Annotated in this window: 12 protein-coding genes; 1 reads left to right on the top strand and 11 read right to left on the bottom strand. The window is 68.6% G+C overall.

Going from position 1 to position 14,380, the window contains the following annotated elements:
• Positions 1–46 precede the first annotated feature (46 nt).
• The 8 genes from P0M04_RS27585 to wrbA form a co-directional block, all read right to left on the bottom strand.
• Positions 47–2,059: a methyl-accepting chemotaxis protein gene (locus P0M04_RS27585; protein WP_259451151.1), complete on the bottom strand. Its 2,013-nt coding sequence runs from the start codon at positions 2,057–2,059 to the stop codon at positions 47–49.
• Between the two features lie 154 nt (positions 2,060–2,213).
• Positions 2,214–4,037: an ABC transporter transmembrane domain-containing protein gene (locus P0M04_RS27580; RefSeq protein ID WP_259451152.1), complete on the bottom strand. Its 1,824-nt coding sequence runs from the start codon at positions 4,035–4,037 to the stop codon at positions 2,214–2,216.
• A 39-nt stretch (positions 4,038–4,076) separates the two neighbouring features.
• Entirely contained in the window at positions 4,077–5,144 is a 1,068-nt protein-coding gene (locus tag P0M04_RS27575; RefSeq protein WP_259451153.1) for a lipocalin-like domain-containing protein, read from the bottom strand.
• The gene (locus tag P0M04_RS27570; RefSeq protein ID WP_259451154.1) at positions 5,144–7,705 is read right to left on the bottom strand and encodes an FtsX-like permease family protein; all 2,562 of its coding nucleotides are present in this window, start codon (positions 7,703–7,705) and stop codon (positions 5,144–5,146) included. Before P0M04_RS27570 ends, P0M04_RS27575 begins: the two co-directional genes overlap by 1 nt.
• Entirely contained in the window at positions 7,693–8,127 is a 435-nt protein-coding gene (locus tag P0M04_RS27565) for a DUF4124 domain-containing protein (RefSeq protein ID WP_259451155.1), read from the bottom strand. The genes P0M04_RS27570 and P0M04_RS27565 overlap by 13 nt, the downstream gene beginning before the upstream one ends.
• A 12-nt stretch (positions 8,128–8,139) precedes the next feature.
• The gene (locus P0M04_RS27560) at positions 8,140–9,549 is read right to left on the bottom strand and encodes an FAD-binding oxidoreductase (protein WP_259451156.1); all 1,410 of its coding nucleotides are present in this window, start codon (positions 9,547–9,549) and stop codon (positions 8,140–8,142) included.
• Positions 9,542–9,940: a DUF2069 domain-containing protein gene (locus P0M04_RS27555; RefSeq protein WP_259451157.1), complete on the bottom strand. Its 399-nt coding sequence runs from the start codon at positions 9,938–9,940 to the stop codon at positions 9,542–9,544. The genes P0M04_RS27560 and P0M04_RS27555 overlap by 8 nt, the downstream gene beginning before the upstream one ends.
• A 3-nt stretch (positions 9,941–9,943) precedes the next feature.
• On the bottom strand, positions 9,944–10,555 hold the full coding sequence (gene wrbA, locus P0M04_RS27550; protein ID WP_259451158.1) for an NAD(P)H:quinone oxidoreductase: 612 nt from the start codon (positions 10,553–10,555) through the stop codon (positions 9,944–9,946).
• Positions 10,556–10,611: 56 nt separating this feature from the next.
• On the opposite strand from wrbA, the gene P0M04_RS27545 reads away from it, so the two are divergent.
• Positions 10,612–11,976 carry a YihY family inner membrane protein gene (locus P0M04_RS27545; RefSeq protein ID WP_259451159.1) on the top strand — a complete coding sequence of 455 codons (1,365 nt, stop codon included), beginning with the start codon at positions 10,612–10,614 and terminating at the stop codon, positions 11,974–11,976.
• Here P0M04_RS27545 and P0M04_RS27540 read toward each other — a convergent pair.
• Genes P0M04_RS27540 through P0M04_RS27530 form a run of 3 tightly spaced genes read right to left on the bottom strand, consistent with a single transcriptional unit; the run spans position 11,966 to position 14,227 of the window.
• A complete protein-coding gene (locus tag P0M04_RS27540) occupies positions 11,966–12,274 on the bottom strand; it encodes an Mpo1-like protein (RefSeq protein WP_259451160.1) in 309 nt (102 codons plus the stop codon). The two genes, P0M04_RS27545 and P0M04_RS27540, sit on opposite strands and share 11 nt — an antisense overlap.
• 44 nt (positions 12,275–12,318) lie before the next feature.
• Positions 12,319–13,122 carry an alpha/beta fold hydrolase gene (locus P0M04_RS27535; protein ID WP_259451161.1) on the bottom strand — a complete coding sequence of 268 codons (804 nt, stop codon included), beginning with the start codon at positions 13,120–13,122 and terminating at the stop codon, positions 12,319–12,321.
• A gap of 1 nt (position 13,123) precedes the next feature.
• Positions 13,124–14,227 carry a PLP-dependent transferase gene (locus P0M04_RS27530; protein WP_259451162.1) on the bottom strand — a complete coding sequence of 368 codons (1,104 nt, stop codon included), beginning with the start codon at positions 14,225–14,227 and terminating at the stop codon, positions 13,124–13,126.
• Positions 14,228–14,380: the final 153 nt, after the last annotated feature.

Genomic DNA, 14,380 nt, shown 5'->3' with positions numbered 1-14,380 from the left:
CTCCAGTGTAGAGTCATATTACTCTACACCGAAGCCGCCCGTTCCGTCAGTACTGCGGGAGGGCAGGGCGGCCGGAAGCCTGCTGTTGGTCGAGCTTGAACAGGCGCACCGAGCGTGCCAGCTGGTCGGCCTGTTCCTGCATGGCCTGGGCGGCCGCGCTGGCTTCCTCGACGAGGGCCGCGTTCTGCTGGGTGACCTGGTCCATCTCGCCGATCGAGCGGTTGATGTGCTCGATGCCGCTGCTCTGCGCCGCGTTCGCGGTGCTGATGCGGGCCATGATGGCCGTGACTTTTTCCGCGCTGGCCAGCACTTCGTTCATCGTGACGCCCGCTTCCTGCACGATGCGGCTGCCCGCATCGACTTCGGCCGTCGAGGCGACGATCAGGCCCTTGATCTCCTTTGCCGCGGCGGCGCTACGCTGGGCAAGGTTGCGCACCTCGGTGGCGACGACGGCGAAGCCGCGGCCCTGTTCGCCGGCGCGGGCGGCTTCCACCGCCGCGTTCAGCGCGAGGATATTGGTCTGGAACGCGATGCCGTCGATGACGCCGATGATGTCGCCGATCTTGCCAGACGACGCCTTGATCGTGTCCATCGTATCGATCACTTCGCGCACCATGCGGCCGCCTTCCTGCGCCACCATCGACGTGTTGACGGCCAGCTGGTTCGCTTCGCGGGCGTCGCCGGCGTTGCGGCGCACGGTCTCCGTCAGGTCCTGCATCGAGTTCGCGGTGGAGGCCAGGTTCACGGCCTGCTGTTCCGTGCGCGAGCACAGGTCCAGGTTGCCGCTCGAGATTTCTCCGGACGCGTTGGCGATCTGCTCGGCGCCGCTGCGCACCTGGCCGACCACGTTCGACAGGCTGCCGCTGATGTTGTTCATCGCTTCGGCCAGCAGGCCGATCTCGTCGCTGCGGTCGACGGCCATGCGCACCGTGAGGTCGCCCTCGGCGATGCGCACGGCGGCGTCGCGGGCCCGCACGAGCGGACGGGTGACCGTGCGCTTCATCACCGTGTGCAGGATCGCCGCGAAGATCGCCAGCGCCGCGAGGCCGATGCCGATGTAGCGGTTGCGCAGGTGCGCCGCTTCCTTGGTGATCTCGTCCTCGTACGTGCCGCCGGCGATCATCCAGTTCCAGTCCTTGAACAGCGTGTAGGCGGCCACCTTCGTGCGCGGGCTCGTCTCGCCGGCTTCGGCGTTCATCCACGGATAGGTGATCAGGCCGTGCTTCGTTTCCAGCATCTCCCTGATGAACTCGCGGCCGCTGGCGTCCTTGCTGGCGAGGATGTTCCTGCCCTGCTTGACCGGGTGGACGATCAGGTCGCCGTAGGTCTTGCCCTGGGTCGCGTCGAGGACGTAGTAATAGCCGGTGTCGCCCACCTTCATCTTCTTGATGCGGTCGCGCAGCGCGGTGATGTTGGCGTCGACGTCGAGGCCGATGTACAGGATGCCGATCACCTTGCCGGATGCGTCGCGGATCGGTTCATAGTCGGTCATGAACTGCTTGCCGAACAGCTTCACCAGGCCGACGTAGGGCTTGCCGGCGCGGATTGCGGCATAGGCGGGGCTCTCGTGGGCGAGGATCGTGCCCACGGCGCGGTCGCCGTTTTCCTTCTTGACGGAGGTGCTGACGCGGACGAAGTCGTCGCCGCTGGCCACGAAGATCGTCGCGTTGCCGCCGGTCTGGTGCGTGAAGCGGTCGGGGAGGGTGAAGTCGAGGTTCAGAGGCTTGCCGTTCGATTTCAGCGTGGGCACCTGCTTGTCGCCGACGGCAACAATCGTATCGGCGTCCAGCGTGAACTCACCTTCGAAATGCGTGGCGAAGATGCGGCCGAAGCTCGTCGCCTGGCTCTTCATCACGTTGTCGAACATCTCGACGGCGTTGACGACGCTCTGCAGTTCCGAGTTGACGTTGGCGATGGCGCGGGCATGCAGCATCGACGACGTGGTCCACGTGATGGTGAAGACGAGGGCGGCGAGGATGACGGAGACGAGGGCGAACGTGAAGGCGGTGATCTTGGAGCCGACAGTCCAGTTCGCGATGCTGAACGATTTCTTGTTCATGGAAATAGGGATAAGCTGACGTTGCGCTATGGTACGTCAGGTATCCCATGGGAAACAAAACTGTGTCGTGTTCCCGATGTGTTCATGCAACAAATCCTTGCCGGGATGGCATGAATCGTTGTGTAAATAAGCTCGGCGTTGTCGCCCCGCTAACTCAATGTTCCACGTGGACGTTGTGGAACTGTAAAGCGGCCAGGTTCGCATAAATGCCGCCCAGCGCCACCAGCGACGCATGCGTGCCCGTCTCGACGATACGCCCGTCCTCCATCACGATGATGCGGTCGGCCCGCTGCACGGTGGCCAGGCGGTGCGCGATGATGAGGGTCGTGCGGCCCACCATCGCGGCCTCCAGGGCGCGCTGGACGAGGCGTTCCGACTCCGCGTCGAGGGCGCTCGTCGCTTCGTCCAGCAGCAGAAGCGGGGGATTCTTGAGGAGTGCCCGCGCGATGGCGATGCGCTGGCGCTGGCCGCCCGAGAGCCGCACGCCGCGTTCGCCCAGGTAGGACTGGTAGCCCTGCGGCAGGCGCTCGATGAATTCGTGGGCCGCGGCCAGCTTCGCGGCGGCGACCACTTCCGCGTCCGTCGCGTCGGCGCGGCCGTAGCGGATGTTTTCCAGCGCGTTGGCCGAGAAGATCACGGTGTCCTGCGGGACGATGCCGATGGCGCCGCGCAGCACGTGCAGGTCGAGGTCGCGGATGTCCACGCCGTCGAGGCGGATGCTGCCGGCCTGCGGGTCGTAGAAGCGCAGCAGCAGCTGGAACAGGGTCGTCTTGCCGGCGCCGGACGGGCCGACGACGGCCACCGTCTCGCCGGGTTTGACATCGAGGTTCACGTGGTCCAGTGCCGCGGTCTCGGGCCGCGACGGGTACGAGAACTGCACGTTCGCGAGCTGGAGCGCCGCGCCGCCGGCCGTCCGGTTCGGCAGCGGGGTCGGGTGGGCCGGGTTGCGGATGTCGGAGCGCACGGCGAGCAGTTCCAGCAGGCGCTCGGTGGCGCCGGCGGCGCGCTGCGCCTCGCCCATCACTTCGGACAGGGCGCCGATGGCGCCGGACACGATCGACGCATACAGGATGAACTGGCCCAGGTCGCCGCCCGTCATGCTGCCTTCCAGGACGGCGTGCGCGCCCAGCCACAGCACGAACACGATGGCCCCGAACACGAGCGCGATCGCGAGCATCGTGAGGACGGCGCGGGCGCGGATGCGGCGCATCGCCGTCGCGAACGCGCTTTCGACGGAGGACCCGAAGCGCTGCGCCTCGATCTTTTCGTGGGTGAAGGCCTGCACGGTCGGCATGGCGTTGAGGATCTCGCCGGCGATGGCCGACGCGTCGGCGATGCGGTCCTGCGAGTCGCGCGACAGCTTGCGTACGCGCCGGCCGAACAGCACGATCGGCACGACGACCAGCACGAGCAGGCCGAGGATGATCGACGTGAGCTTCGCGCTCGTCACGAACAGCATCGCGAGGCCGCCGACGAACAGCAGCGTATTGCGCAGCGCGAGCGAGATGCTCGTGCCGACGACGGTCTGGATCAGGGTCGTGTCGGTGGTGAGGCGCGACAGGACTTCGCCCGTGCGCGTCGTCTCGAAGAATTCGGGGCTCTGTTCGACGACGTGGCCGTAGACGGCGCTGCGGATGTCGGCCGTCACGCGTTCGCCCAGCCACGACACCGTGTAGTAGCGCGCCGCCGTCGCGACCGCAAGGACGGCGGCGACGCCGAACAGCGCGAGGAAGGTGGCGTTGACGCTGGCCGCGTTCGAGGCACCGCCCCTGGCCCCGAAGCCGTGGTCGATCATCTGCTTGAACGCGGCGGGGATCGCGAGCGTGGCGCCGGCCGCGACGAGCAGGGCGATGCCGGCGAACAGGAACTGGCGGCGGTACGGCCGCAGGAAGGGCAGCAGCCCTTTCAATGCGGCCAGGGCGCCCTTGCGCGAGGTGGAGTCGTTGGATGGGGTGTCGCTGGTGGAACCGTTGCTCATGTCGTCTTCGTTGTTCGTCGTTCGTATTCTTCTGGGTGCTTACAGTTTCATGGCCGATACGTAGCCGGTCAGCTCGAGGTAGCCCCGTCCGGCGGGGCGGCCGTCGCGCTGCACGGTCACGGCGCCTTCCCAGTACACGGCGCCGGTCGACCGGCGCGAATCCAGTTCCTGGTCCGGCTGCAGCGGCTCGATGCGCCATTGGGTCGTCCCGGTCGTCAGCAGCGTCGCCACCGGGTAGGCGGCGTTCGTGCGGGGCGATGTCCAGGTCCGCTGCGGTGCGAAGCGGACCTGGTCGGGACCGTATTGTGTCGTCGTGCCGGCACCGTCGCGCCAGGTCGCGTGGGCCCACAGTGTACTACCATCCTTCGCGCGGATCCGGAAGGCCATCAGCGCGCCTCCGTCGTCGAGGTTCACGCCGGTCCAGTCCCAGCCTGCCGCATTCGTATCGAGTACCTGGCTGGACCATTCGTGGTCGAGCCATGCGGTGCCCGTCACGGCCTGTTTGCGCCCGGCCCGCACGACGTCGCCGTCGACTTGCAGGTGCGGCTCGCTGTAGTAATAACTGGCGTGGCCCGCCTGCGATCCCTTTTGCGAAAAGCCCGCGACGCCCTGCAGCAGCACCGGTTGCGTGGGCGCGAGCCGCAAGGTGAACGACAGCTCGCCGGACCGCACGACGACGCGGTAGCGGCCGTCGGGCTCGCGCCGCATGCTCCAGTCGTCCAGCTTGACGTCCGTCGTCCCCGTGTTCGCATAGGCGAGGCCGAAGCCGGCGCGGGCGCTTTTCTGGTCGTGTACGAGGTGGCCCAGCGCAGGGTCGGACAGCGCCGCGTGGCCGATGATCAGCTGCTTCGCCGCGAACGCGCTCGGGTTGGCGGGATCCGTCTCCGTGCGGCTGCGGAAGAACGTGACCTGGAAACCGAGCGGCTTGCCGTCCGGTGTTTTCAGCCAGCCGGTCGCGTACCACCATTCCGTGCGGTAGTCCGGATGGGCGCCGTAATCGGCTGGGAAGGCCAGGGTGCGTCCCGGCGTGACCGGTGCGAACACGGGCGGCCCAGCGTGGACGCACGCCGCGACGAGCCACAGCAGTAGGATGCGCAACATGGTCATCACCAGTCCTCCCGCACGGCCCGCACCGGCCCGCCGGACAAGGCGTAGCGCCCCGACACGAGCGCCGTCGCGACGGACGCCGCCACGAGCACGGCCGCGACGCTGCCCAGCAAAGGCCACGGCAGGTGCAGCTGCATCGTCCAGTGGAACGATTGCGGATTCACGACGTAGACGAGGATCAGGCTGATGACGAGGCCGAGCACGAATCCCGTGACCACGCCGAGTGCCGTCAGCGCGCCGCCCTCGACGGCGAGGATGCCCAGCACCTGCCAGCGCGTGACGCCCACGTGGCGCAGCATGCCGAATTCCTTCGCGCGCGCCAGCGTCTGTGCGGAGAAGGTAGCCGCCACGCCGGACAGGCCGATGGCGATGGCGATCGCTTCCAGCAGATAGGTCACGGCGAAGCTGCGGTCGAAGATTCTCAGACTCATGGCGCGGATGTCGCCGGGCCGGGCCAGTTGGAGCGCGGCGCCGAACGGCAGCTTGCGGAGCGCGGCCTCGACGTGTGCGACGTCGGCACCGGGCGCGGCCCACAGCGCAGCATCCGTGACGGTCGCGTCGCCCGTCAGCGCGCGATAGTCGTTCAGGAGCACGACGGCGGAACCGGTCTGGTTGGCGTAGTCGCGCCACACGCCGGCGATGAAGAACGGTTGCGGGCGGCCGCCCAGCGGCAGGTTCAGGGTCTCGCCGGCCTTCACGCGGTACAGGTCCGTCATCGCTTCCGACACCCATACGGGACGGGCGCCGGCGGGCACCGGGGCCGAGTCGCCGACGAGGGCCAGCATGCGGCCCGGATCGGCGGCATCGAGGTCGCGCGCGACGAGCACGATATTCGGACGGGCAGCGTCGAGCGATAACGGCCGCGTGCGCAGGAACGCGGCGCGCGCGACACCGGGCACGCCGGCCAGCGCCGCCTGTTCCGGCGCGCCGAAGCCACCCGTATTCCCGCCGCCACTGCTGCGCACGTACAAGTCGGCCGGCAGGATGTGCAGGATCCAGTCGTCGACGGAGACGCGGAAGCTCGCGACCATGATGCCCATCGCGACCATCAGGCTGAAGCTGGCGAGCACGCCGCCCAGTGCGATCGACGCCTGGCCCGGCGCGTTGGCGAGGCGCGCCAGGGTCAGGGCCAGCACCGGCGAGTGATCTTCGCGCCGGCGCAGCAGCCGCTCCAGCACCCGGAACGCGGAGGCCGCCAGCCGGGGCATCAGGCCGATGCCGCCGATCAGCAGCAGGGCGACGGCGAAGTAGCCGAACAGCGGCAGCCCGAACACGGGCGGCGCGAATGCGCAGGCGCCGGCGAGCAGCAGGCACGTCAGGGCGGGCCAGATTCGGTTCAGGCGTTCCAGCGCGGTCTCGTCGTTGCCGGACTTGAGCGCGATGGCGGGTCGGGCACGCGCCGCTTCAAGGGCCGGTGCGGCGCAGCCGAGCAGCGCGACGCCGAGGCCCAGGCCGAAGTAGACGAGGGCGGCGCCGGGCGCGAACTGCACGCGCGGCTTCACGCCCGGAAAGTAGCCGGCACCGAGGTCACCGCCGAAAAGAGACAGGGCGGCCGCCGCGAGGCCATAGCCCGCCGCGATGCCGAGCAGGGCGCCGAGCACGCCCAGGGTGCCGCCTTCCAGCAGCACTTGCCGCAGCAGCGCGCGCCGTTCCAGCCCGAGCACGCGCAGCAGCGCGAACTGGCCGCGCCGGCGCAGCACGGACAGCGCCTGCGTGGAAAACACGAGGAATGCGCCGGTGAACAGCGCCACGAGCGCCAGCACGGTCAGGTTCACGCGGTACGCGCGGCTGAGGTTATTGCTGCGGCTTTCCTGGTTGGCGTCGCCGGGCCGGCCGACCGTGAAGCGGCCGGGATAATCGCGTTCCAGTGCCGCCGCCAGCGCCCGTTCGAACGTGGCGCGGTCGACGCCGTCGCGCAGTTTGATGTCGACGCGTGACAGCTTGCCGGTGAGGTTGAAGCGCCACTGCAGCGCGCCGATGTCCATCACGCCGAGGCGCTGGCCGCTGCGCGCGCGCAGGATCGGGCCCGCCACGCGCAGTGCCAGGTCGCGCGTGCCGGCGCGGACGACGATGGTGTCGCCGCGCGCCTTGCCCAGCCACGCCTGCGCGGCCGGCGACAGGAACACGGCGTCGTCGGCGAGGACGTCGTAGGGATGTGCCGCATCCGGCACGCCCATCAGGTCGGGCGCGATGTAGCCGGCGCGGAAGGCGTCGAGGCCGACGATTTTCAGCGAACCCGCATGTTGTCCACCCTTGTCCGCCAGCGCGGCGTCGACTTCCAGCACGGGCGAGGCGAGGGCGACGCCCTCGTGCGTGGCCAGGCGCGGATAGATGTCTTCGGCGAACAGCGCTTCGCGTCCGGTCACCTGGACGTCGGCCTGGCCCGACAGGCTTTGCACGGCCGCGTTGAATTCGTTGAATGCCGCGGCATTGATCAGGTGGATGGCGAAGCCCATCGCGACGCCGACGGCGATGGCGACGACGGCCAGCACCGCACGCATCGGATGCGCGCGCCACTCGCCGAACAGCAGCCAGCGCTGGAGCTGGCTTACGCCGGACATTCCACCGCCAGTGCTTCCGTCGCCCGTTTCGCGCGGCGCTGCGCGGCCACTTTCGCACGGCCCGTCAGCCGGGCAACGTCTTCCTCGGCCCAGCGCTTGCGCAGGTTCAGGCGCGCGCATTGCTTGCGGTGCGTGGCGGCGGCTCTAGCCTGGCGGGCGTCGGCCTTGGCGATGCGCTCCTGTTCCTTCTCCCGTGCGATGCGCAGCTTTTCCAGTTCGACGAGCGTGCGGGCGTCCTGCGTGGCTACCGATTCTGCGCCTTCGGGCCGGATGCCCACCGGCGGCGGCAGCTCGACCGATTTGCCGTGGACGCACGGGCGATCCGAGTAACTCGTCTTGCCGTCCTGCGTGCATTTGTAGACCGGGTCGGCGAGGGCGTTGGTCAGCAGGCAGGCGGCGAGCAGGGGGAGGAAGCGCATCATGATCGTGTCCGGTTAAAGGATTTTACCGGGGTTCATGATGCCCAGCGGGTCGAGCGCGGCCTTGACGGCCCGCATCAGCTGCAGCTCCACCTGCGACTTGTAGCGCGGGAGTTCGTCGCGCTTCAGCGCGCCGATCCCGTGCTCGGCCGAGATCGACCCGCCGTGCGCCGCCGCGCTGTCGTGCACGATGCGGTTGATGGGGCCTTGCTCGGCGAGGAAGTCGTCGTGATGGATGCCTTCCGGCGGCGCCACGTTGTAGTGCAGGTTGCCGTCGCCCAGGTGGCCGAAGCAGACGACCTGCACGCCGGGATAGTCCGCTTCCAGCTGCGCGTCCGTCGTCTCGATGAAGTCGGCGATGCGCGAGATCGGCACGGAGATGTCGTGCTTGATGTTCTTGCCGGCCGCTGCCTGCGCGAGCGGGATGTGCTCGCGGATCGCCCACAGTGCGCGCGACTGGGCGATGGACGTCGCCACGGCGGCATCCTGCGCGAGCCCGTCTTCCAGCGCCCGTTCGATCGCGCGTTCCAGCAGCGCCACGCCGTGCGCCTCCGATTCGTGGCTCGACAGTTCCAGCAGCGCGTATTGCGGGTAGCGTTCCGGGAACGGCTTCGGCAAATCGGGGAAGTGGCTGGCGACGAGGCGCAGGCTCACGTCGCTCATCAATTCATAGCCCGTCAGCGTGGGCCCGCATTCGCCTTCGACGAGCTTCAGCAGCGCCAGCGCGTCGCGCGGGGTGGCCAGCGCGACGAGCGCCGTGATCGCCGCTTTCGGCTGCGGGAACAGTTTCAGCACGGCCGCGGTGATGACGCCGAGCGTGCCTTCCGCGCCCACGTACAGGTCGCGCAGGTCGTAGCCCGTGTTGTCCTTGCGCAGGCCGCGCAACGCGTCCCACACCTCGCCCTGCGCCGTGACGACTTCCAGGCCCAGACACAATTCTCTCGTGTTCCCGTAGCGCAGGACGCCCGTGCCGCCCGCATTGGTCGACAGGTTGCCGCCGATGGTGCAGCTGCCTTCGGCCGCCAGCGACAGCGGGAACAGCATGCCGTGTTCGCCGGCCGCGTGCTGGATGTCCTGCAGGATGCAGCCGGCTTCCACGGTCATCGTGCGGTTGAACGTGTCGACGGTGCGGATGCGGTTCAGGCGCCGCAGCGACAGCACGATGGCGTCGCCCGCCGCATCCGGCACGCTGCCCAGCACGAGGCCCGTGCGGCCGCCCTGCGGCACGACCGGGACGCGCAGTTCCGCGCACAGGCGCACGACGGCGGCCACTTCCGCCGTGCTCGCGGGACGGACGACGGCGCGGGCGCGGCCCGTGAAGCGGCCGCGCCAGTCGGTCAGATAGGGGGCGGTGTCGTGCTCGTCGACGAGGACGTTGTTCGGTCCGACGATGGCGCTGCAGCGTTCAATAAAGCCGTCAGTCATGCGGCACTTTGACCTTGTCGAGCAATTCCTTGGCCAGCTTCTGCGCCTGCTTCTTGTACGGGCGGAGGTACAGCAGGGCGAACAGGAAGTACGAAACCACGAGCAGCACTTCGCCCAGCGCCATCATGCGCGAGATTTCCGTCCTGTCGCTCCAGGCGCGGACGACGCCTTCGACGAAGTAGATCAGGATCACCATCGACGACCACTGCAGCGTGTACAGGTCGCGCTTGAGGACGCCGCGCAGCGGCAGCAGCAGCGGCAGGGCCTTTAGCGCCAGCAGCGAGCCGCCCGGATGGAGCGGCGCGACGACGATTTCCCAGACCAGCAGCCAGGCGAACAGGATGACGAGACTCGTCACCGCGCCCGTATGAAACACCCTTTGCGTTTGCATCGCTTAATCCGTCCCCTGCAGTTTTCGGGCAGCCATCGCGAGGCGCCGGCCGAGCGCGATCGCGAGCCGCTTCTCGTCTTCGGTCACCGGGCGGTTGCCGTCCACGCCCGACCAGTGGGTCGCGCCGTAGGGACTGCCGCCGCTGGCGGTGGTCATCAATTCCGGCTCGGTGTAGGGCAGGCCCATCACCATCATGCCGTGGTGCAGCAGCGGGATCATCATCGACAGCAGCGTCGATTCCTGGCCGCCGTGCAGGCTGCCCGTCGACGTGAACACCGCGGCGGGCTTGCCAGCCAGGGTGCCGGACAGCCATTGCGCGGAGGTGCCGTCGAGGAAATATTTCATGGGCGCTGCCATATTGCCGAATCGCGTAGGCGAACCCAGCGCCAGTCCGGCACACTCCGCCAGGTCCTCGAGCTCGACATAGGGCGCGCCGGCACGCGGGATGTCGGGTTCCGTCGCTTCGGCCACCGTCGATACCGCGGGAACAGTCCGCAACCGGGCTTCCAGCCCCGGCACGCTGTCGATGCCCTGGCCGATCAGTTCGGCCAGCCGGCGGGTCTTTCCATGACGCGAGTAATACAACACGAGGATAATCTGATTGGTTGGGTTCATCGTTGGTATTATAGGGCGCTTTACAAGATGACACGCTCGCCATCGGCGCTTTTTCGATGCTTTCCAAGACCGTCACCAATCTTTCCCGCAGCACGACCGAGATGATCAATACGGGCGTCGACCGGGTGCGCGGACTGACGTGGAACGAGGCGCGCGACCTCGTGCGCTTCGCGCGCCGCCGCCTCACCGAGGAAAAGCTGCCGCAGGTGGCGGGCAGCCTCACGTTCACGACCACCCTGGCCATCGTCCCGCTGCTGACGATCGTGCTGGCCATCTTCACCACGTTCCCGATGTTCGGCAAGCTGCGCACCGCGCTGGACAATTATTTCGTCCAGATGCTGATGCCGAAGGCGATCGCGAACACCATCACGTCGAACCTGACGCAGTTCGCCAGCAAGGCGACGGGGCTGTCGGCCGTCGGCGGTATCGCCCTCGTGATCACGTCCGTGGCCATGATCAGCACCATCGAGCGGGCGTTCAACCAGATCTGGAAGGTGCGCCGTCCGCGGCCCCTCGTGCAGCGGGTGCTCGTGTACTGGGCGCTGGTCACGCTGGGCCCCCTCGCGTTCGGCCTGTCGCTGACGCTCACGTCGCAACTGTTTTCCGCCACCAACGGCCTGATGAGCCTCGTGCCGTTCCTGGGTGCCGTGTTTTATACAGTCGTGTCCGTTGCGCTGACGACGGGCGCCTACGTGCTGCTGTACATGACGGTGCCGAACCGCGACGTCGACTGGCGCGACGCCATGTGGGGCGGCCTCGTCGCCGCCATCGCGTTCGAGGTGGCGAAACGCGTGTTCGCCATCTTCATCCGCCAGTTTCCGACCTATGCCATCATCTACGGCGCGCTGGCCGCGTTGCCGTTGTTCCTCGTCTGGATGTACCTGTCGTGGATGATCACGCTGGTGGGCGCGCTGCTGACGGCCGCGCTGCCGATCGTCAAGTATGAGCGCTGGTGGTACGAACCGGTGCCGGGCGGCGCCTTTGTCGACGCGATGGCCGTGCTGAAGGTGCTGCATCGCGGGGCGCGGCTGACGGGGACCGCGATGGTGTCGAGCGCCCAGATCCGCACGTGCACGCGCATCGGCTACGACGAGATGTCGGAACTGCTGGAGCGGATGGTGGCGGCGGGCTGGGTCGGCCGCGTGCATGTCGAGGAGCAGGTGCCCCTGCGGTGGGGCAAAGGGGCGCGGGCCGGAACCGATTGCTGGGTGTTGCTGGTCGATCCGCGCCTCGTCAGGCTGGCGGACGTCTACCGGCTGTTCGTGTTCGGCGGCATCGGCAGCGAGGCCGGGCCGCCCGTGGACGGCGCGCAATCGCCGCTGGCGCTGGACACGGCCGCGCTCGCGCGCCAGGTCGAAGCGTCCGTCGAGCGAGGGCTGGACGAGACGCTCGCCGAGCATTTCGAAAAGGCTACCAGCTGAGCTTGCCCGTCAGCATCTGCCAGTACATCACCCAGTCCGCGCGGAACGAATACCACGGGTAGCCGAACGTGGCCGGACGGTTCTTCTCGAAAAAGAAGTGCCCGATCCAGGCGCCGCCGTAGCCCGTCACGACGGCGACGACGAGCCACCAGGGATTCAGGCTGTCGATGTATTGTGCGACGCCCGCGATGGCCGACGACGTGCCGAGGAAATGGGCGCGCCGGCACATCCGGTTCTCGTGCTGGGTCAGGTACCAGGGATAGAACTGCGCGAAGCTGTCGTAGCGGACGGCGGCCATGCTGGTCTCCTTTTGCCTTCTTTTTCCTTCCTGTCCAGTGTAGATCAATCCAGGCCGCGCACGAAGTCCGCCAGCGCGGCGTTCACCCCATCGGGCTGTTCCGTCATCAGCGCATGCCCGCAATCGAGCGCGACGACGCGCGCATGCGGGATCGCGGCCACGAGCGCCTGCGCCGAGCGGGGCGGCGTCATGACGTCGCGCCGGCCCTGCACGAACAAGGTCGGGCAGGCGATGGCCTGGGCGGCCACGCCGCCGCTCGCGTACGTATTGCACGCCACGAAGTCGGTGTGGAACAGCTGATCCGGGTTCTGCTGCGACAGCCGCTGCATCAGCCGGCGCGATGCGCCCGCCAGCCAAACGCCTTGCGGCCGGCTCGGCGCGGCCGGCGCGATGGCCGCGTGCGACCACAGGTTGACCATGTCGATGGCAGCAGCCTCGTCCGTGCGTGCCGTCTCCAGCAGCGCATCGGACACCTTCATCGGCCACGTGCTGCCGACGAGGGCCAGCGCGCGCACGCGGCCGGGCGCCCGGGACGCGGCTTCGAGGGCGACCAGCGACCCCATGCTGTGGCCGGCCAGCACGGCGCTGCCGATGCCGGCCGCATCGAGAAGGTCCAGCAGCCAGGCGGCCATGTCTTCCACCGCCGCCAGCGCGGGGCCGGCGCTGCGGCCGTGGCCGGGCAGGTCGACGGCCAGCACGTGATGGCCCTGGTGCGCGAGGGCGCGCGCCTGGGCCGTCCACACGGAATGGTCGTTCTGGGCACCGTGGATCAACACGATGGCGGAGCGCGCAGGGGCGCTGCCGGCCGTGTAGGCGTAGGCGGTCTTGCCGTTCACGTCGAGCAGCATGTCAGGCTCCTTTCTGCGCCAGTTTCAGGGCGCGGGCCATGTCGTCGAGCAGGTCGTCCGGGTCTTCCAGGCCCACGTACAGGCGCACGGTGCCCGCGCCGGCGTCCGCGGCGAACGAGCGGGGACCGCCGATGGCATCCGCCCGGCCGAACAATTTCAGCGCAGCGAGGAAGCGGCCGGCCGCGGCCGGGCCGCCCTGCAAGGTGAACGGGACGACGGCGCCGCAGCCGCGCGGCAGCAGGTCGTGTTCCGGATACACGACGTTCGAGACGGCCGGGTGGCCGGCGAGCGTGTCCGCGACCCTGCGCGCGCCGGCGACGTGGCGGTCCATGCGCATGCCCAGCGTCTCGAGTCCGCGCAGGATCACGGCCGCATCGTGCGCGCCCAGCGCGGTCCCGAAGTCGCGCAGGCCCACGTGGCGGGCGCACAGAGCGAAGGCGCCGACCGTCGATTCCTCGGCGAACACGCGGCCGCCGCAGGCGGGGTTCGGTTCGCACAGTCCGGCGTAGTGGCCCGTGCGCGCATGGGCGGCGTGCCAGTCGAACGTGCCGCCGTCGACGAGCAGGCCGCCCGGCGCGCCGGCCTGTCCCGCGAGGAAGCCGGCATCGTGGATCACGAGGTCGGCCCCGTGGTCGAAGGCGGACAGCAGGCGGGGCGTGGCGAGCGTCGCGTCGACGAGCAGCGGCAGCTCATGGTCGTGCGCGACGGCGGCCACGCGCGGGATGTCGAGGACGGTGCCATCCAGCCCGAGCGCCGCGCCCAGCAGCACCCGCGTCACGGGCCGGATCGCGGCACGCCAGGCGCCGGGATCGCGCGGGTCGACGAAGGTGGCCTCCACGCCGAAGCGACGCAGGCCGTGCGCGAGGAGGGCGCGCGCGTCGGCATGCAGGTTGTCCGCGGCGACGACGTGGTGGCCGCTGCCCGCCAGCGTGGCCAGCGCGAGGTGCAGTGCGGCCTGGCCGCTGGCCGTCGCGATGCCCGCGACACCGCCTTCCAGGGCGGTGCCGCGTTCCTCGAGCGTGGCAACGGCCGGGTCGGACATCGGGGCGCCGGCCGCGACGTGCAGCGCCAGCGTGGTGAAGCCGGGGTACCTGGGAGCGCTCATGGCGTGCTATTCCTGAAAACGAAGACGGCGCATGCTAGCATCCGATAGCGCTAACCGTTACATTTAATCATCAAGATGGTGCAGAGTGCACGGTTGCAAGGCAAAAAGGTGGATTTTTTGGGGAGCTTAGGCTAGAGTCAAATTTATGAAATA

The sequence above is a fragment of the Telluria mixta genome, assembly GCF_029223865.1.
In the GTDB taxonomy this organism is placed as follows: domain Bacteria; phylum Pseudomonadota; class Gammaproteobacteria; order Burkholderiales; family Burkholderiaceae_D; genus Telluria; species Telluria mixta.
Note: the sequence above shows the minus strand (reverse complement) of the source record. Positions and strands in the feature narration are given on the sequence as shown.

Excerpts from the sequence above, each read along its gene's own strand:
- P0M04_RS27585 (WP_259451151.1), bottom strand. The coding sequence starts at position 2,059 with ATGAACAAGAAATCGTTCAGCATCGCGAACTGGACTGTCGGCTCCAAG.
- P0M04_RS27580 (WP_259451152.1), bottom strand. The coding sequence starts at position 4,037 with ATGAGCAACGGTTCCACCAGCGACACCCCATCCAACGACTCCACCTCG.
- P0M04_RS27575 (WP_259451153.1), bottom strand. The coding sequence starts at position 5,144 with ATGACCATGTTGCGCATCCTACTGCTGTGGCTCGTCGCGGCGTGCGTC.
- P0M04_RS27570 (WP_259451154.1), bottom strand. The coding sequence starts at position 7,705 with ATGTCCGGCGTAAGCCAGCTCCAGCGCTGGCTGCTGTTCGGCGAGTGG.
- P0M04_RS27565 (WP_259451155.1), bottom strand. The coding sequence starts at position 8,127 with ATGATGCGCTTCCTCCCCCTGCTCGCCGCCTGCCTGCTGACCAACGCC.
- P0M04_RS27560 (WP_259451156.1), bottom strand. The coding sequence starts at position 9,549 with ATGACTGACGGCTTTATTGAACGCTGCAGCGCCATCGTCGGACCGAAC.
- P0M04_RS27555 (WP_259451157.1), bottom strand. The coding sequence starts at position 9,940 with ATGCAAACGCAAAGGGTGTTTCATACGGGCGCGGTGACGAGTCTCGTC.
- wrbA (WP_259451158.1), bottom strand. The coding sequence starts at position 10,555 with ATGAACCCAACCAATCAGATTATCCTCGTGTTGTATTACTCGCGTCAT.
- P0M04_RS27545 (WP_259451159.1), top strand. The coding sequence starts at position 10,612 with ATGCTTTCCAAGACCGTCACCAATCTTTCCCGCAGCACGACCGAGATG.
- P0M04_RS27540 (WP_259451160.1), bottom strand. The coding sequence starts at position 12,274 with ATGGCCGCCGTCCGCTACGACAGCTTCGCGCAGTTCTATCCCTGGTAC.
- P0M04_RS27535 (WP_259451161.1), bottom strand. The coding sequence starts at position 13,122 with ATGCTGCTCGACGTGAACGGCAAGACCGCCTACGCCTACACGGCCGGC.
- P0M04_RS27530 (WP_259451162.1), bottom strand. The coding sequence starts at position 14,227 with ATGAGCGCTCCCAGGTACCCCGGCTTCACCACGCTGGCGCTGCACGTC.